Here is a 16410-nt window from a genome sequence, read left to right on the forward strand (position 1 = left end):
AAAGAATATTTATCAAGTTATTGAAACCATCAGATAACCGCGGCCACGTAACGTTTTAAACCAAGGTTGTCCATCTGTTCTTTCTGGTAATTTACGGCGTAAATTAGAAATATGCATATCAATCGCTCTATCAAACGGTGTTAAGCGCTTGCCAAGGACTTCTTGACTTAGATGTTCGCGTGATACCACTTGTCCTAAATGCTGAGCAAGTAAATAAAGCAAAGTAAACTCAGTTCCTGTTAACTCTAGCGGTTCATTATCAAAACTTGCTTCTTGTCGGCCAGGGTTAAGTTGTAATTTATCAACCTGTAATGTTGGAGATGTCGTGCTATCAGTCTGTTTTTGTTCGCTCCAGTTTGAACGACGCAAAATAGCTCTGATACGCGCAACTAGCTCTCTATCATTAAAAGGTTTTGGTAAATAATCATCAGCACCTAGCTCTAAGCCAAGAACTCGGTCAAGATCACTGCCTCTTGCCGTTAACATAATGACTGGGGTCTGGAAATTTTGGCGTAACTCTTTGAGTGTCTCAATCCCGTTTTTACGTGGCATCATGATATCCAGTAATAACAAGTCGACAGACGCATCCAAAAGTTTAAGTGCTTGTTCGCCATCAGAGGCGATTACAACATTAAAGCCTTCCATTTCAAGCAGTTCTTTCAATAGCGATGTTAATTCGCGATCGTCATCCACTAATAAGATTTTATGCATTCGTCAATTCCTCCAAGAGAAAAATACGATAATAAATAGCGCGAATCTATGACTTTACGTTCTTTTACACGCTCTGACGCTAGTTTGCAGCCGTAACGGTATAGTAATCCACATAGCAAAGAATTACACATATGAATTATACACATTGAGTCGTATTAATTAGGTCGGTATTAATTTACCGAATTAGGAGTGAAGCAATGCGTAAAGTAGCAGTAGTTGCACTAGCATCAATGTTTTTGGCAGCTCCGACGATGGTATTAGCTGAAACCGCAAATACTAATCCGCCTACTGAGCAACAGTATAATGGTAACTACCACTGCGGTTATGGCTATGGAATGCATGGCGACCGTGATTATAGAGGTCACCGCGGACAACGAGGACATATGATGGATCGCAATTATGGCGAGTCACGTATGTTTAACGGTATCACATTAACTGAGCAACAACGTACTCAAATGCGCGATTTAATGCGCCAGCATCATCAAGATAGATATAACGGAAATTTCCGTCAATATCATGAGAATATGCATAAATTAGTTACTGCTGAAAAGTTTGACGAAGCAGCAGTCAGAGCACAGATGCAAGATATGGATAAACAAGCAATAGAGCGCCATGTAGAAATGGCAAAAGTCCATAACCAAATGTATCAGTTGTTAACCCCAGAACAGAAAGCGCAATTGGAAAAGAATTACCAACAGCGAATGTCGTATTTTGACCAACAAAGTCAACAGAATTAGTAATGAAGTAAGAGTGTAGTAAAGTAGTACCTAGTTAGAGAGTAAGTAGCAACAACGAAGTTTTTTCCTTGCCATAGACACCATCCCTGTCTTTTGCAGCCCCTCTGGAGAGGGGCTTTTTTTTATCTATTATATTTTAAATCCTTATAAAACAAATAGATAATGATTTATGAGATCTAACGGTAAGTCTCTAAAAGCATCTAAATTTATCTCAAGTGTGGACACTTTGTGGACACTTTTAAAGGTTTATAAATGCTAAATTTCCACTTTACCTTTTAGTGGGTTTAGTGAAATGGCGAATTGCAAATAATCAGGCGCTAAATGAGCATATGCCATTGTTTGGTTTATGCTTGCATGACCTAATATTTGTTGTAGTGCAACAATATTCCCCCCATTCATCATAAAATGACTAGCAAATGTATGCCTTAATACATGAGTTGCTTGTCCTCTCGGTAGATCGCTTTTTACCGCCTTTAGTTTCGTTCTGAAAGATTCATAATCAACTTTAAATAAAGCACCAGATGTTTCACTTCTTAGGAGTTTCTCCAGCTCCTCTGAGATTGGAACAGTTCGCTGTTTACCATTTTTGGTTTTTAAAAAGGTAACTCGTCCATGCATGACTTGCTTGCCTTTTAAATTAGCCGCTTCGCTCCACCTCGCGCCTGTACTTAAGCAAAGTAGTGCTACTCGTTTTTCATCTCCATCTAATACATTTAATAACTGACGTATTTCCTCTCGAGATAAAAAAGTCATTTCTGGCTCTTTTTCTTTTAATGGTGGTAATCCCTTAATTGGATTGTCACCGTTGAATAACTCAAATTTTTTCAGAACAGTTAACATACCGGATAAGCGGTACATGTCACGATTGATTGTTGATGCACTAACGGAATTGCTAAGCCTCTCTGTTCTGTGTTCAAGCAATACTTTTTTATTTAGGCGGTTTATTGCTGGATTTTTTAGGGAAGCAATAGTCTTGTTTAATTGGCGTTTTTCAATCTCACCATTTTTAAGGTTAGCGCCATGATATAACCACCATAAATCTAATAATTCGCTTAATGTCCGGCGATCTTTTTTTGTATCGGAAATATTCGCATTAGCCATTGTGTATCTTTCAAATGCAATAGCTTCTGCTTTTTTGTTAAAGACTTTCCTGATTCGATATCCTTGTCGTCCAAGAGGTCTTATATCCACTAAATAACGGCCATCATCGGTTTTTTTAATAGGCATATTAAAGCCCTCCGATGTGGCAAATTGATTGGCTATCTATCCAATCAATAAAATCTAAATGTAGGTCTAGCCAGTTTTCTTCTCTGATTGGGGTAATGTTGTTGAATCTGCTCCATCAGGGGAGAGAGACGGACTAATTTGCCCAATGGATTCGTTAGTCTTTCCTGTTAGAAGCCATAAAGTGTATTTTTCAAATCTAGGATGATTAGTAAATTTGACTATTGATGACTCCGTAAGCTGAATTCCTTTAGTTTCATAGTTATTGAGAGTTCCATAAGAGATACCTAACAATTCTGATAGCTCTTTTCTGTTAAGTCCTTCCGCTTCACGTATTAAGCGAATTTTATCTCCAAGTCTTGACGTGTTGGTCATATGTGTCTAATATCCTCTTTAGTTGGTCACATGTGTCTAACTATTAAAAGCCTAAAGATGCAAAAAGAAGCATTTATAAGCATTCAAGAAAAGGATTATGACATATGAGTGAGAAGAACGCAGAAAGTTATATGCAGGTCTATTACCCAATTGATGCCGTGCCTTATCAAAAGTTTGCGGAGCTAATTGGGAAAACTCCAACCGCAGTTAAAAACATGGTTGATAACAATAAATTACCGCTTATTCCTTGGCAAAATCCAGATAACAAAGGAAATACCAAAACTCGTGGTGAGAATTGGGTTTATATCCCAGAATTCAATCGTGCTATGCGAGATGCATTTGAAAATAGGCCAAAAGAGTTACGTGATGCATGGCTTTTATGGGTAGGGCTATAAGATGCAGGTGAAACAAATTACAGAGCATAGTTTTATGTATCGAGGTTTCACCATTATTAAACTGCCAAGAAAAGCAGTAACACCGATAACTCGTTATCATGTTTGGTTAGATGATCAGTCATTCGGTAAGTTTGATGCAATGGCAGAAGCAACTCACTATATCGACTTATTAAAAGGTGACATTCAATGAACCAATTAATTAAGCAAAGAAATAAATATAAATTAAGCAGTGAATCTTTTACTAATAAAAGTAAAAAGTATTCAAAAGCGGATAGAGTAACACTGGCTTTATGTGCCATTGTTATTGTTTCGTTTCTTGTGAAAGTTTCTATCTAGGTGTTGTTATGAATGCTGCGGAGCTTATTCAAGCAAGAGAGCAACTACAAGGCAATGATGATTTTTATCAGTCTAAAGTGGTAAAGCATTATCGCAATGATGGTCTTTCATTTGATGAGCGCGTCAGTGGTATGAATAAAACAGCCGAAGTTAGGGCTGATTTATTAAGTAAGTTAAATAAAAATAGTGATGATATTTTGATTGGTGAGTTTCTTGATTATTTAAGAAATGAAAATAATCGTATATATCAGATGATTTATTACCTTGCTGAGATAGAAAAAGAAAAGAACGGAATAGATTATTTATTATTAAAGAGGAAAGATAAAATAAAAATCATTAATGCACTTCATCAAATAAAAGTATTGAGCGCATTAATCCCAAATAAATTAGCAATGCCTATTTAATTACACCTAAAAAATAAATGACATTTATTTGTCAGGACTTTTTATATCTGATTATCAGAGGTCTGATTATGTCTAAAGAAAGTGATGTAACCGATTTAATTAATGCCGTTCGAGAAGATGAAAGAAAATCTCGGGCGGTTTTTTATGCAGTTCGTTTGCATTCATTGATATCAAAAATAACAAGCGAACAAATGGAACGCCCTGAAATCGTTCAGTTAGTGGAAGGGGAAATCGAGAATATCGAACATCAAGCGCAGGAATGGAATTATGTCTAAAGAAATGGATTTAGCCTCTGAACAATCACAGTTATTGCTTGATAAACAAATAAAAGCAGTAACAGGGCGTTACGTCGGTGTATCAGCGTTTGAATGTGAAGATTGCGGTCGTGAAATCCCAGAAAAGCGCCGTATTGCAGTAATGGGATGCACCCGCTGTGCAGATTGCCAAACAGTGTACGAGCTGAAATCTAAGCATTATCGGAGTGTGTGAAATGGCGAATAAAACCATTCTGAAATGGGCGGGGTCAAAAGTCCGTATCATGGATAAATTAATTCCACATTTGCCAAAAGCAAAGCGCTTAGTTGAGCCTTTCGCCGGTTCTTGTGCTGTGATGATGAATACAGAATATAACGAATATTTAATTGTAGATGTCAATCAGGATTTAATTAGTTTATATCGTAATGTCGTAGAACATACTGAAATAATGGCGCGTAAAGAGTTCTATGCGTGGGAAGAAAACAATCATAAAAATGATTACATTGCTATTAGAAAGTTATTTAATTCAATTAAGATATTAGATAAAAACGAGTGTGATCAATATATACAATCTGCTCGGTTTTTATATTTAAATCGTCATTGCTTTAATGGATTATGTCGATATAACAATTCGGGTGAATTTAATGTGCCATTCGGAACATATGCCCGTGTTTATTTTCCAGAGGAGGAAATCAGACAATTTGCTGAGAAAGCCACTAATGCCATTATCGCTTGTTTAGAATGGCAAGATACTTTGTCACTCGTTGATTTCGGTGATGGTGTTTATTGTGATCCTCCATATATGGGAGATGAAGGTAGTTTTACTAAATATCATCACGCGGATTTTACTCACGCTCATCAAATTGAGTTAGCTCAAGCATTAAAGGCATTAAATCAATCACAAGGTAACCCGATTACTGTCTCTAATTCCATTCACGCCAAAGAGCTGTATGTCGATCTCGGTTTTATTATTCACGAGATTGATGCGCCTCGTTCTATTTCTGCAAATGGAAACCGCCAATCAGCAAAAGAGATTATCGCCGTTTTGCCGGAGGTGTGCTGATGGAACAGGGCTATGTCGATATTCAAGATCCAAAAAATGGGGTGCATATTACCGGCACTCGTTTTGCTATCGTTTATTGGAAAAAACAATTTGGATTAATTGAAGTCACTGTGATTGATGGTCGTGTGCGCCGTGAAGTGATTGCGTGGTATGACTCTGCGGTAAATGTGACGGCTGGCGTTGTTGGTGCACATGTGAGTCGTGTTATTAGTGCTGAAATTAAATCTATCTCTGAATTGATAGACGTAATGACTCACGTTGCTAAACTGTGCGAAACAGCCATTGAAATTATTGATCCGAAGCATTTAGGCGGTGTGCGGTAATGGCTAGCCGTCTGATTGATTTTTCTCAGCCTCCTGTTTCCTATCCTGCTGATATGCAATGGACATATTGGTGGAATGGGAAACAGCATGAGCCAGTTGTTTATGAAAGACCGCTTACCCGTGAGCAATTGGCTCAGGGGCAAGCGATTTTATTCGATATTGAAAAACTGCCTCGCTTTCTTAAATCTCGCTTATTTAAGTACATCGAACATCTTAAAAAAGAGAAAACGCCGAAAGAAGTTCATAACTGGCTGGTCTTTAAGTTCCATAAAAGCGTTTATCAGCGTTTGCAAGCCGTTAATGCGCGCTATGGTTTAGCGAAAGATAAACGTCAATTTTTGTTAGATAGAGATTTTGATCAAGCCATGTTCTTTAATCGTTTGCCAGATGCGCATGACAAAATATTGCGTCATATGGCGAAGTCATTTGCAAACGCGTGTGACAACTTATTCGATGAATTGGCTGATCAGGCAATTGCTGAAAATAACGGTGATCGTGAGGTGTTACTTAACCTAAAAGTGATTAACCCTATTTATCATCAATTAGGAGAGTTAATTACCTATTTACATGTAACACCGTTGTTTTGGGGAAAAGCTCAAAAAGGAAAACTAACACCAGAAAATGCGTTGTCCGGATTAAACCGGTTAACAGATGAAAATTGGTGGCTGAAAAAGTTAAAAGCTCATCGCCAACGTTGGCGTGAGTCTTTGCATATTGCCTTTGGTGATGTGAATTCAGATAAGACACCTTACGCCAGTAAAAATGCAGTTCGTGAAGTCAGATCGCAACGTTTAGCGAATATGAATTATCTTGAAATGATGGATATTCAAGACGTTGAATCGGGTGATCGCTTCGATTTAATGGAAAAAGTATTAGCGAGTATCGCTAACCCTAAAATTCGCCGTATGGAATTAATGGCGCAAGCCGCAGGTATTCAAAAAGTTGCCGAAGAAAGAGGTGATATTGGTTTATTTATTACGTTAACCACCCCTTCAAAATACCATCCCACCAAGCAAATTAATGTTTCTAAAGATGAGAAAAAGAAAAAAGTTCTCATTAACGAGAAATGGAATAACAGCGCATACACTCCGAAAGACGGTCAACGTTATTTAGTGAGGGTATGGGCGAAAATTCGCACTGCTTTTAAAGATAACGATATTAACGTTTACGGGATCAGAGTTGTTGAACCTCATCATGACGCTACACCCCATTGGCATATGATGATGTTTCTGGATAAATCTCAACGTGCATCAGCGATTGAGATCATGCGTAAGTATGCCCTTGAAGAAGACGGCGAAGAACGGGGCGCAAAGAAACATCGTTTTGAAGCAAAGCATTTAAATAAAGGCGGTGCTACGGGTTATCTCGCTAAATATATCTCAAAAAATATCGACGGTTATGCATTAGAGGGCGAAGTTGATGACGAATCGGGAGAATTATTAACCGAGGTTGCATCAGCCGTTACTGCGTGGGCGTCTACTTGGCGTATTCCTCAATTTCACATGTTTGGCTTGCCGTCTAAAGGTGTGTGGCGTGAGTGTCGTCGTATTCGTGGTGTGAGTATCGCTGATAAATTGGGTGATATAGCGGAAAAAGTAAGAGCGTCTGCCGATGCAGGAGATTTCGCCGCTTATATCGAGCACCAAGGAGGCCCTAACGTTAAGCGTAACCTACAAACGTTATTAGTCGCTCGTACTGTTGCCGATGAGCCGAATTCTTATGATGAAGAAGTGATGCGCGTTATTGGGCTATGTTCACCATTGAAAAGCGGTGATTTAGTAAAAACGCGTGAGCGTCAGTATCGTTTAGTTCGTAAATCTAAGCAGGATATTGAGGCAATTGAGCATAAGCGTAAGTCAGAAACGGGTCGGGTTTTGACTTTAAAAAGCGCGATCAGCGCGCCTCGGAGTCCTGTCAATAACTGTGGATCGGGCAGTTCACCCGATATTAAAAACCCACACGATAGGGGCTTAAAATCGCCCGTATGGGGGATTTCTGAGCCTGAATATTTCGACCTTCATTCACAATATAGCGATTGGGAGAAATCATTTGGCGAGGTTTTAGAGCATAAAAAGAGTCAGCGAATAATTTCAACGGTGTCATTAAGTGAAAATCAGGAACGTTTGATACCTGAATTTAAAGCTTTTGCCGAAAAAATGGGATTGGATTTACCACCAGATACAATGTGGTCAATGGTGATGAACGGTATGCGCCTGAGTTATGGCGATGAGGTGATTTGGTTTGAAAACGGGAAGGTTCAAATTTCATCGGCGAATAGTGAAAAAGTTAATTTTGAAAAAGTAAAGCAAAAGAATATCTCAAATACACGAGATAGGGTAATGGCTAAGGTTAATAAATTGAGAGGAATAAATGATTAAATATTTAATTTTGTTTTATTTATTGGTATCGGTAACTCTTTTTATATACAGGACTATTAAATCTAAAAAGAGTTATCACGATAAATATAGTTTGGGTGAAGCGATAGATTATTCAATGTTATGGCCTCTTTATGTTTTTATTGCGCCATATTTTTTTATTTCAGAGAAATATAGCAAATTTATTGGTATGAGTGAGGAGAGATAAAATGAAAGTCAAGGTAACAACTGATTTATTGATAAGTTTATATAACAAGTTAGGTAACTTATATCCATGGCAAACACGTTGGTATAACCACAGGTTTGAGAGAAATAGATATTTACATAAAGGACGTCAAATAGGTAGCAGTTATTTCTTTGCTCTAGAGGGTTTGTTAGATGCCTGTCTAACAGGAAGAAATAAAGTATATATAAGCCATGTTTGTGAGCCAGATGATGAATTTATCTCTAATGAAATGGAGATTGTTAAATGTTTTTTAGGCATAGAAAGCAATAATCCTGTAACAAAAATAGAATTAGATAACGGCGCAGTATTGTATTTTTTACCTGAGAGTCTTAAGTCATGGGTTGATATCATTGGTGACATTTATGTTTCAGAATGGAGTTGGTTTCAAGACCCTTCTTATATTATAAGTCTAGTTAAATCAGTGAGTTTAAATAAAAAATGGAGAAGAACTTTTTATTCAAGTCGTTCCAAGTTAGATAATGGCCATATTGTTGATAATGATTATTTTAAACATTATAAAATTTTTAATGAGGAAACGTATTGGGATGTTGTTCCATCTATTAATATGGGGTGTTATAACTTTTTAAATATGGAAAATATAAGAAATGATAGGGGTGATGATTATTTTAATGAAATGATATTGTGTCAATTCAATGGGAATTATTAAGATAAAGCAATTGCTCCTTTAGAAATGCGGTTAGTAGTAAAGATAATAATGCGCGATAAAACAAAAGGGGTAATTTAACCATTACCCCATTTGATAATTATATTAGTAAAACCAATTTGTAAATTTTGATAAGTATCGCTTTGCTTTATTTAATTTTAATCTTATTTTTCTCCATGCTATTTTAATATTTAACATTTGTTTAAGCTTCTTGTAAAAACCTTGCGGGCTGACCAAGCAGTGAATTAAATTGATGATAATAAAAATTGATATTGAAATAGATAATGGAAAGTGAATTATAAAAATTTTAATAATAAGTAAGGAGAATTTAATCTTCTTTAAAATTTGTTTAATATTCATTATTTACATCCTTGTGAATAATTACCTAGCTGAGAGGGACAATCCACTAAGCAGGTTAATATGTTGCCCATATATTTATTTATAAAGAAAAGTTAAAAACCGGTAAAAAGTAGGGTAAAAATTGATATTTTTGAAAAAAACGATGAAAAAAAGTAATATTTGCGCTTTACCTTTTTGAGGTGCGTGTTTCTGCAATAAGCGGAATAAATCCGCAAGATCAAAAAAGGATCAAAGTTGTTCGAAGGCGCCAGATATCACGGGCTTTTGTGGCACTCATGCAAGTGCATAAAAAGAGGTCGATTTAGTGCGCGGGCGTGGCGGGGTCACGATTGCGTTTTGATGGGTTTAAAAACATTATTCCTCGCAAATTTCCAGCGCGTAGAGCAATTAAAACAAGATAAAGTTATCTAGGTATCAAATAAATTACGTGCGCTTAAAATGGATTGTAGGCGCATTTAATACAGGTTTGAGAGGGTGAAAATTAGGCGGATTCGCCTTATCAGGGGGTAAAGGGTATAATAGAATCGGGTCACTATTATTATTAGTCAGACCGACATTCATACCTTGCAGGTAAAAAAATACCGCCAGTGTCGGCGGTATTGTTCTTTGTGTGGTGATGTTACTCATCATCTAGCGTGTACTTATCAAACTTAATCACTTCTTCACCTAACCAATCATTAATTTGTAATATCTTGCTTTGTAGTGGCGCCAACTCATTACGAAAGAAAACCTTTGCTGCTTTTTCAACATCACCAAAGCCACCGGTATTCTGTGGAATGATCCCCATCATTTGAGGCGGTACACGGTGCGCCGCTAACATATCGTCACGGCTGACATTCTTGATATTGAGAAATTCATCTTTTGCTGCAATCTCACTTAATGGAATAACTTGCACGCCGTCTTTCTTGCCGTTCGGTGCGTGGATAAACAGGTTGCGGAAATTGCCGGGGCCTTTTGAGTTTTGCATTGCGTTACGAATTTTATCAATATCACTTTGGTTTTGTGAGGCGTCACTGACGTATAAAATAAATCCGGCATGGCTTCCGTTGCGATAATATTTAACACGAAACAAGGTTGCTGCTTCATTCAGTAGCACTGACATCGTGGAGGCCAGATATTCTGGTAACCCGTATAGCTCTTGATTTAAATCGGGTTCGTATAACTGAAATACACTACCGGGCTTAAATTCATACGGCTTTGAGTCATAGCCATAGCGCACAAACCAATAGCTATCATCAGCAACACCACGGCGGGTATATTTGGCGAGAACGGGGGTGAGTTTTAATAAGTTCCCCACCATATTATTACGCCGTTCAAGGTAGGCATTGCCAAAGGTTAAGAAGTCGAGCGCAAACCGGCTAAAGTCTAACTTAGAGAGAAAACGGTTAGGCTGAAATGTGCTGACTAAAATATTACGTTTGACATAAATTGCACTGCTATGATGCGTCGCCGCACGAAACAGTTTTGATAATCCATCAAAGCTAATCGGTGGCTCATACCAATTATCAATTTGCGCACATTCCAGATAATCAAAAATTTCTCGTTTATCTAACACCGGAACGGGATCACCAAAGGTAAAGGCTTCCATGCTGTTATTGGCGGTTGCCGTTTGTTGTGCTTTAAAACGCTTTTTATTTTTACGGCTCATTAATAAATCTCCACAATATTATTACTGTTCTCGGTGGTGCCGGTTAATGGTTCGTTGAAAAGGGCATGCATCGTTGCCCATGCAAGGTCAGCGTGTCCGCTTTCTTCACTGCGCGAGGCCTCATAGGTTGGGCGGTTACCGCTTCCTGTGGTGGTACGACGAATGGATGTAAAGGATTGAATGATATCAACGCACTGCGCATCGAACTCTAAGCGTCCGTGACTAATCACGTCATAGGCTTTAATGACTAAGGCATTTTTGACATTCGGGTTATAAATAAACTCACGCGCAGCAGGGAAAAACTGGATAACATTCTGATAAACCCCATGCCCTAAGCCGGTGGTATCAATACCCATATATTCCACATAGAAACGTTCGGTGATTTTTTTAATGGCGTCAGCTTGTGCGCGAAAATCCATACCACGCCATTGATGGCGTTCTAATATGCGGAATTTTCCTCCGGGTACTTTCGGCGGCGCGATAACCACACAACCGGCACTATCACCATTTTCACCGCCTTTGCTGGGGTCGTAACCTACCCAAACCGGATCATAACCATAAGGGCGCAGCGCTAACGGTTGAATGTCGTCCCACACTTCCCAACTGTCCACCATGCAGTTTTGCATCATGTTAAAGTTGAATAGGGATTCGATATCATCCATAAAGTGACACATTAACAGGTTGTTATATTCGTCCGGGCTATACTCTTTTTTGAGTTGCTCTAAATCGAATAAATCACAACCGCCTCGTAGTGCATCTTCAATATTGACGATTTGTCGCCATTGCCCATCTTCACATAAACGTCCATTGACTAAGGCTTCATGTGAGATATCAATATCAACTCTGTCTTCTTTTTTGCGCCCGCGGTTATACAGCTTGCCTGACCAAAAGGGGTACGCTTCATGGCTCATGGTTGACGGTGTTGAAAAGTAGGTTTGTCGCCAATGTTTTTGTATCGCCATACCCGAAGTCACTTTGCGTAACTCCTGAAATTTCGGGATCCAAAAGGTTTCATCCAGATATAAATTACCGTGATAACTTTGTGCTGTGCGTGCATTAGTGCCAAGGAAATAGAGCGTTGCACCGTTGCTTAACATCAATGGGTCGCCTTTTAATTCAACATCAACCTCCAATGCCATTTTGATAATGTATTCACGGAACATATAGGCTTGCGCTTTACTGGCGGAGAGGAAAACCTGATTACGTCCGGTGGTCAGGGCATCAATAAAGGCTTCTCGCGCAAAGTAGAATGTTGCGCCGATTTGACGGGATTTTAAAATATTGCGGATACGGTGATGACCGGCGCGATACCACACCTTTTGATATTCAAACAACGTATTGCGAAAGATATCTTCCAGTTTTTCAATTTGTTCTTCTGAAAAGAAGTTTTTCTCTGGCTGACGGCGTTCGCCTTTGTTGCGGTTAGCAATTTTAGGATTAAGGTCCGTTTCATTACCGCCGTTTTGATATTTTCTGATCCGCGCCATGCGTTCGAGTTGACGCCCTAACAAGTCGATTTCTTTAAAATCTTTGCCTTCTTTGCTCTCTTTTAAAATTAGATTGCAATAACGCGCCTCAACGGTTAACTCTGCGCGTTCGGTAGGGCTGATTTCATCCCAATTATCGCGGCGTTTCCAACTGTGAATAGTGGACGCCTTTTCGCCTAGCGATTCCGCTATGCGAGCAATGCGGTAACCGGCAAAATACAGGTGCATTGCTTTTTTTCGGTTATCAAATGTTTCTGTAATAGTCATTGCACAATCACGATTTCTTGCTTAAGTTACGGCTAGTCTATTGACCGCTGATCACCGATTCGCTTTATTCCTGTTGTGCCATATCTCAGACAAACCCTATCCATTGTTTAACGCCCCTTTTAACCGACAACATACAGACCAACGAATAAACGAATGCAGTCTGGAGTAGTGCATGTCGAAGAAATCAAAACCGGTTCGTCTTTGTGTTGAAGGGGCGACAACGGACGGGCGTCGAGTTGATCGCGAATGGTTAACCCAAATCGCGAAAAACTTTGATCCCACGGTTTATGGTGCGCGAGTCAATATCGATCACTATAACTATTCATGGGCACCACGCTTTGGTGATGTGGAGTCGGTGTATACCGAGGAAATTAAAGAAGGGGCACTGGCGGGTAAGTTGGCACTGTATGGTGTGATCAATCCGACGCCTGATTTAATTGAACTCAATAAAAAACGTCAAAAAGTTTATACCTCTGTTGAAATTGACCCGAGTTTTTCAGATACCGGCGAAGCGTATTTAGTCGGGCTGGCGGTCACCGATAACCCCGCGAGTTTAGGCACTGAAATGCTGCAATTTAGTGCTAATGCACAAAGTAGCCCGCTTTCAGAGCGCAAACAAAGCAAAGATAACGTTTTTACTGCTGCAGAAGAAAATCACTTTGAATTTATTGATGAAAACCCGCAGAGCGAGAAGCCGGGGCTTTTTAGCATTATTAAAGAGATGTTTTCTAAAAAACAACACAGTGATGATGCGCGATTTACCGATGTGCATCAGGCGGTGGAGCTGTGCGCCCAAGAAGTACAAACCCTTTCTGCAGAAATTACCGCATTAAAAAACGCCGACCAAAGCGAAGCGGTAAAAGCACTTACGCAACAACTCACGGAATTAAAAAACCAATTTGAAAATACAGACGCCTCGTTCTCACATCGTCCGCCGGCCACGGGTGGCGAAAATAATAGCGAAGTGCTGACGGATTGCTAAGGTAGTGAACAGACCATGAAAAAAGAAACTCGTTTTAAATTTAATGCGTACCTCACGCAACTCGGTAAAATTTACGGTGTTAGCGCCCAAGAGTTTAGTGATACAAAGGTTCAAATTGAACCGTCTGCCGCGCAAACGCTGGAAACCAATATTCAGCAGTCAGCAGAATTTTTAACACACGTTAATATCGTGCCCGTTGATGAGCAAGTGGGTGAGGCCATCGGTTTAGGTATCGGGTCAACTATCGCAGGCACTACCGATACAACAGCAAAAGAGCGCGAAACAAGTGATCCGATTAAGCTGACCAAAAATAGCTATCATTGCCAGAAAACCAATTACGACACCCACCTTGATTACGCGAAAATTGATATGTGGGCGAAGTTTACCGACTTTCAAACCCGTATCCGCGATGCGATTATCCGCCGTCAGGCATTAGACCGCATTATGATTGGTTTTAATGGTACGCACCGCGCCGATAATTCTGATCGGACAAAATACCCCTTACTGCAAGATGTGAATTCAGGCTGGTTACAAAAAGTACGCGAGCGTGCGCCAGAGCATGTGATGGGCAGTGAAACGAAAGACGGTGCAACCACAGCGCAGCCTATTCTGGTCGGTAAAGGGCAAGCTTATCAAAATCTTGACGCATTAGTGCAAGATACGGTCGATACGGCGATTGATCCTGAATATCAGGACGATACCGGTCTTGTTGTGATTTGTGGCCGTAAATTATTAGCAGATAAATATTTTCCACTGGTTAATAAAGACCAAGATAACAGTGAAAAACTGGCGGCAGATACCATTATCAGCCAGAAACGTATCGGCGGTTTGCCGGCTGTACGTGCGCCGTTCTTCCCTGACAATACGTTTTTTATCACTCGCCTTGATAACTTGTCGATTTATTTCCTTGCGGATTCTCGTCGTCGTCAAGTGTTAGATAACCCAAAACGCGATCGCATCGAAAACTACGAGTCCGTCAATGAAGATTTTGTGGTTGAAGATTTTCGCGGTGTGGCGCTGGTCGAAAATATTGTTTTTGAAGATGTAAAAGAGACACAGCCAGAAACAAAAAAAGAGGGGGGAGCTTCTGAAAATGAAGTCGTCAAAGACGACAAAGCAGTAACAGAAGAAACACCAACTGAAAATAAAAAGGCGAAATAATGGCATTATCTCCGTGGGAAAAACACCGCATGAGCCTTAGCGCGCAACAGTCCAGCCAATTGGGTGGGCATGTTAGCCGCAATACACAGGGCTATCACATGATGCTGTTACGTCTTGCGACAGATAAAAAAGAGCTAAAACATTTTCAGTCACGCGAACGCAAAGAAGCTTATAAGCGCAAGATATTAGCCAATTATCAGCCGTGGGTTGATGGGGCATTGTCCGGTGGTAGCGGTGTGCAAGATGATGTCTTAATGACGATTTTGCTGTGGAAAATTGATGCGGGGGATTATGAGGGGGCGTTAGATATTGCCGTTTACGCATTAGCTAACCGTTTAGTGATCCCCGGAGTTAACCGCACCACGGGCACCGTGATTGCCGAAGAAATCGCCGATTCTGCCATGCGAGCGTATGCCGTGAAATCACCGGTTTCATTGGCAACATTAGAGCGTACACGTGCCTTGACCGATGATGAAGATATGCCTGATGAAGTGAGGGCAAAACTCTACAAAATCTTAGGGTTAGTGCTACGCGATAATAATCGCCCACAAGAAAGCTACTGCGTATTAAGTCGAGCTTTAGAGTTAAACATGAATATCGGTGTGAAAACCGAATTAAAACAACTCGATAAAGTGCTTAAAGCCCAGCGTGACGCTGAAAAAGCATAGTGACACCACGTCAGGGCGGCACGGAAAAAGCAATTTGCTTTCTTTCGTCCACCGCCCACCTATTTTAAGGTTTTCTTATGGATTATATTTCTGCTAACCCTGTACCACAAAAAGACGAAACCATTAAAAATAATGGCTTTTTCCCTGATATTCAAACTCGTGATTTTCAATTGCAAACTCGCGTCGATGGCACTGTGACACCGGAACGGCTGAAAAGCACGTTATTGAACGCCATGATTGAAGTGAATCGCGAATTGTATCAGTGGCGTATTGGTCAAGCTGCGAAAACATTAAAAGAGGTGCCCGCTGAACAGATTAATGGTGAAAGTGAACTGATGATTTTATATCAGCGTGCGGTGTTCTGTTTTGCAAAAGCCAGTTTAATCGAGCGTTATCGCGATATTGATACTACCGCACAAGGTAATAAAAAAGCCGATACCATGACGCCGGCTATTGATGAAGTGTGGCGTGATGGCAAGTGGGCGTTACAACGTATCAAAGGGGAAACCCATAACACGGTGGAGCTTATCTAATGCGGATTTATACCCAGCAAGGGGACACCGTAGATGATATTTGTTGGCGTTACTTTGGTCAGTCATCCGGCATGATTGAACAAGTATTAGAAGCCAATCCGGGGCTGGTTGAATTAGGGGCAATATTACCCACTGGCACCGCGATTGAGTTACCGGATACGCCTCAACAACACAGCACCACACCGATTTTACAACTTTGGGATTAACCCCTTTAAG

General features: G+C 39.9%; 21 protein-coding genes. 16 read left to right on the forward strand and 5 right to left on the reverse strand.

Annotated elements, in window-relative coordinates:
- Positions 1-12 precede the first annotated feature (12 nt).
- Positions 13-711: an envelope stress response regulator transcription factor CpxR gene (gene cpxR / locus H1225_RS16035; protein WP_006534175.1), complete on the reverse strand. Its 699-nt coding sequence runs from the start codon at positions 709-711 to the stop codon at positions 13-15.
- A gap of 197 nt (positions 712-908) precedes the next feature.
- On the opposite strand from cpxR, the gene cpxP reads away from it, so the two are divergent.
- Positions 909-1448 (forward strand): cell-envelope stress modulator CpxP, encoded by a 540-nt coding sequence (gene cpxP / locus H1225_RS16040; RefSeq protein WP_109398939.1) that lies wholly within the window; start codon positions 909-911, stop codon positions 1446-1448.
- 255 nt (positions 1449-1703) lie between these two features.
- On the opposite strand, the gene H1225_RS16045 is transcribed toward cpxP, so the two are convergent.
- Together H1225_RS16045 and H1225_RS16050 are read right to left on the reverse strand one after the other, a co-directional pair.
- Positions 1704-2675, reverse strand: coding sequence for a phage integrase (locus tag H1225_RS16045; protein ID WP_124740830.1), 972 nt, complete (start codon positions 2673-2675; stop codon positions 1704-1706).
- A 66-nt stretch (positions 2676-2741) separates the two neighbouring features.
- Positions 2742-3047, reverse strand: a complete 306-nt coding sequence (locus H1225_RS16050; RefSeq protein WP_036908544.1) for a helix-turn-helix domain-containing protein — start codon at positions 3045-3047, stop codon at positions 2742-2744.
- A 104-nt stretch (positions 3048-3151) separates the two neighbouring features.
- Between H1225_RS16050 and H1225_RS16055 the strand changes: the two genes are divergently transcribed.
- From H1225_RS16055 to H1225_RS16100, 10 genes are all read left to right on the forward strand, one after another.
- The gene (locus H1225_RS16055; RefSeq protein ID WP_124740831.1) at positions 3152-3442 is read left to right on the forward strand and encodes a Cox family DNA-binding protein; all 291 of its coding nucleotides are present in this window, start codon (positions 3152-3154) and stop codon (positions 3440-3442) included.
- Position 3443: 1 nt separating this feature from the next.
- Positions 3444-3632 carry a hypothetical protein gene (locus H1225_RS16060; RefSeq protein ID WP_049220106.1) on the forward strand — a complete coding sequence of 63 codons (189 nt, stop codon included), beginning with the start codon at positions 3444-3446 and terminating at the stop codon, positions 3630-3632.
- Entirely contained in the window at positions 3629-3778 is a 150-nt protein-coding gene (locus H1225_RS16065) for a hypothetical protein (protein ID WP_157849310.1), read from the forward strand. Before H1225_RS16060 ends, H1225_RS16065 begins: the two co-directional genes overlap by 4 nt.
- A gap of 8 nt (positions 3779-3786) precedes the next feature.
- Positions 3787-4182: a DUF5347 family protein gene (locus H1225_RS16070; protein WP_049220105.1), complete on the forward strand. Its 396-nt coding sequence runs from the start codon at positions 3787-3789 to the stop codon at positions 4180-4182.
- Positions 4183-4250: 68 nt separating this feature from the next.
- Complete coding sequence (locus H1225_RS16075; RefSeq protein WP_232467360.1) at positions 4251-4457, forward strand: DUF2732 family protein; 207 nt, start codon at positions 4251-4253, stop codon at positions 4455-4457.
- On the forward strand, positions 4450-4671 hold the full coding sequence (locus tag H1225_RS16080) for a TraR/DksA family transcriptional regulator (protein WP_124740832.1): 222 nt from the start codon (positions 4450-4452) through the stop codon (positions 4669-4671). Before H1225_RS16075 ends, H1225_RS16080 begins: the two co-directional genes overlap by 8 nt.
- A 1-nt stretch (position 4672) precedes the next feature.
- The gene (locus tag H1225_RS16085; RefSeq protein WP_239739271.1) at positions 4673-5500 is read left to right on the forward strand and encodes a DNA adenine methylase; all 828 of its coding nucleotides are present in this window, start codon (positions 4673-4675) and stop codon (positions 5498-5500) included.
- Positions 5500-5823 carry a DUF5405 family protein gene (locus H1225_RS16090; RefSeq protein ID WP_087726419.1) on the forward strand — a complete coding sequence of 108 codons (324 nt, stop codon included), beginning with the start codon at positions 5500-5502 and terminating at the stop codon, positions 5821-5823. Before H1225_RS16085 ends, H1225_RS16090 begins: the two co-directional genes overlap by 1 nt.
- Positions 5823-8201, forward strand: coding sequence for a replication endonuclease (locus H1225_RS16095; protein ID WP_239739272.1), 2379 nt, complete (start codon positions 5823-5825; stop codon positions 8199-8201). Before H1225_RS16090 ends, H1225_RS16095 begins: the two co-directional genes overlap by 1 nt.
- 206 nt (positions 8202-8407) lie before the next feature.
- Complete coding sequence (locus tag H1225_RS16100) at positions 8408-9091, forward strand: terminase large subunit domain-containing protein (RefSeq protein ID WP_239739273.1); 684 nt, start codon at positions 8408-8410, stop codon at positions 9089-9091.
- Positions 9092-10067: 976 nt separating this feature from the next.
- On the opposite strand, the gene H1225_RS16105 is transcribed toward H1225_RS16100, so the two are convergent.
- Positions 10068-11096 (reverse strand): phage portal protein, encoded by a 1029-nt coding sequence (locus tag H1225_RS16105; RefSeq protein WP_087726422.1) that lies wholly within the window; start codon positions 11094-11096, stop codon positions 10068-10070.
- Positions 11096-12850: a terminase ATPase subunit family protein gene (locus H1225_RS16110; protein ID WP_012368200.1), complete on the reverse strand. Its 1755-nt coding sequence runs from the start codon at positions 12848-12850 to the stop codon at positions 11096-11098. Before H1225_RS16110 ends, H1225_RS16105 begins: the two co-directional genes overlap by 1 nt.
- 172 nt (positions 12851-13022) lie before the next feature.
- Between H1225_RS16110 and H1225_RS16115 the strand changes: the two genes are divergently transcribed.
- From H1225_RS16115 to H1225_RS16135, 5 genes are all read left to right on the forward strand, one after another.
- Entirely contained in the window at positions 13023-13832 is an 810-nt protein-coding gene (locus H1225_RS16115; RefSeq protein ID WP_049256947.1) for a GPO family capsid scaffolding protein, read from the forward strand.
- Between the two features lie 15 nt (positions 13833-13847).
- Positions 13848-14993: a phage major capsid protein, P2 family gene (locus H1225_RS16120; protein WP_239739274.1), complete on the forward strand. Its 1146-nt coding sequence runs from the start codon at positions 13848-13850 to the stop codon at positions 14991-14993.
- Positions 14993-15661, forward strand: coding sequence for a phage terminase small subunit (gpM, locus tag H1225_RS16125; protein ID WP_012368197.1), 669 nt, complete (start codon positions 14993-14995; stop codon positions 15659-15661). The genes H1225_RS16120 and gpM overlap by 1 nt, the downstream gene beginning before the upstream one ends.
- Positions 15662-15738: 77 nt before the next feature.
- Positions 15739-16194: a head completion/stabilization protein gene (locus H1225_RS16130; protein WP_196572908.1), complete on the forward strand. Its 456-nt coding sequence runs from the start codon at positions 15739-15741 to the stop codon at positions 16192-16194.
- The gene (locus tag H1225_RS16135) at positions 16194-16400 is read left to right on the forward strand and encodes a tail protein X (protein ID WP_012368195.1); all 207 of its coding nucleotides are present in this window, start codon (positions 16194-16196) and stop codon (positions 16398-16400) included. The genes H1225_RS16130 and H1225_RS16135 overlap by 1 nt, the downstream gene beginning before the upstream one ends.
- Positions 16401-16410 lie beyond the last annotated feature (10 nt).

This window comes from Proteus penneri (genome assembly GCF_022369495.1).
Classification (GTDB): domain Bacteria; phylum Pseudomonadota; class Gammaproteobacteria; order Enterobacterales; family Enterobacteriaceae; genus Proteus; species Proteus penneri.

Coding starts and splice junctions, on each gene's coding strand:
- cpxR (WP_006534175.1), bottom strand. CDS start 711: ATGCATAAAATCTTATTAGTGGATGACGATCGCGAATTAACATCGCTA.
- cpxP (WP_109398939.1), top strand. CDS start 909: ATGCGTAAAGTAGCAGTAGTTGCACTAGCATCAATGTTTTTGGCAGCT.
- H1225_RS16045 (WP_124740830.1), bottom strand. CDS start 2,675: ATGCCTATTAAAAAAACCGATGATGGCCGTTATTTAGTGGATATAAGA.
- H1225_RS16050 (WP_036908544.1), bottom strand. CDS start 3,047: ATGACCAACACGTCAAGACTTGGAGATAAAATTCGCTTAATACGTGAA.
- H1225_RS16055 (WP_124740831.1), top strand. CDS start 3,152: ATGAGTGAGAAGAACGCAGAAAGTTATATGCAGGTCTATTACCCAATT.
- H1225_RS16060 (WP_049220106.1), top strand. CDS start 3,444: ATGCAGGTGAAACAAATTACAGAGCATAGTTTTATGTATCGAGGTTTC.
- H1225_RS16065 (WP_157849310.1), top strand. CDS start 3,629: ATGAACCAATTAATTAAGCAAAGAAATAAATATAAATTAAGCAGTGAA.
- H1225_RS16070 (WP_049220105.1), top strand. CDS start 3,787: ATGAATGCTGCGGAGCTTATTCAAGCAAGAGAGCAACTACAAGGCAAT.
- H1225_RS16075 (WP_232467360.1), top strand. CDS start 4,251: ATGTCTAAAGAAAGTGATGTAACCGATTTAATTAATGCCGTTCGAGAA.
- H1225_RS16080 (WP_124740832.1), top strand. CDS start 4,450: ATGTCTAAAGAAATGGATTTAGCCTCTGAACAATCACAGTTATTGCTT.
- H1225_RS16085 (WP_239739271.1), top strand. CDS start 4,673: ATGGCGAATAAAACCATTCTGAAATGGGCGGGGTCAAAAGTCCGTATC.
- H1225_RS16090 (WP_087726419.1), top strand. CDS start 5,500: ATGGAACAGGGCTATGTCGATATTCAAGATCCAAAAAATGGGGTGCAT.
- H1225_RS16095 (WP_239739272.1), top strand. CDS start 5,823: ATGGCTAGCCGTCTGATTGATTTTTCTCAGCCTCCTGTTTCCTATCCT.
- H1225_RS16100 (WP_239739273.1), top strand. CDS start 8,408: ATGAAAGTCAAGGTAACAACTGATTTATTGATAAGTTTATATAACAAG.
- H1225_RS16105 (WP_087726422.1), bottom strand. CDS start 11,096: ATGAGCCGTAAAAATAAAAAGCGTTTTAAAGCACAACAAACGGCAACC.
- H1225_RS16110 (WP_012368200.1), bottom strand. CDS start 12,850: ATGACTATTACAGAAACATTTGATAACCGAAAAAAAGCAATGCACCTG.
- H1225_RS16115 (WP_049256947.1), top strand. CDS start 13,023: ATGTCGAAGAAATCAAAACCGGTTCGTCTTTGTGTTGAAGGGGCGACA.
- H1225_RS16120 (WP_239739274.1), top strand. CDS start 13,848: ATGAAAAAAGAAACTCGTTTTAAATTTAATGCGTACCTCACGCAACTC.
- gpM (WP_012368197.1), top strand. CDS start 14,993: ATGGCATTATCTCCGTGGGAAAAACACCGCATGAGCCTTAGCGCGCAA.
- H1225_RS16130 (WP_196572908.1), top strand. CDS start 15,739: ATGGATTATATTTCTGCTAACCCTGTACCACAAAAAGACGAAACCATT.
- H1225_RS16135 (WP_012368195.1), top strand. CDS start 16,194: ATGCGGATTTATACCCAGCAAGGGGACACCGTAGATGATATTTGTTGG.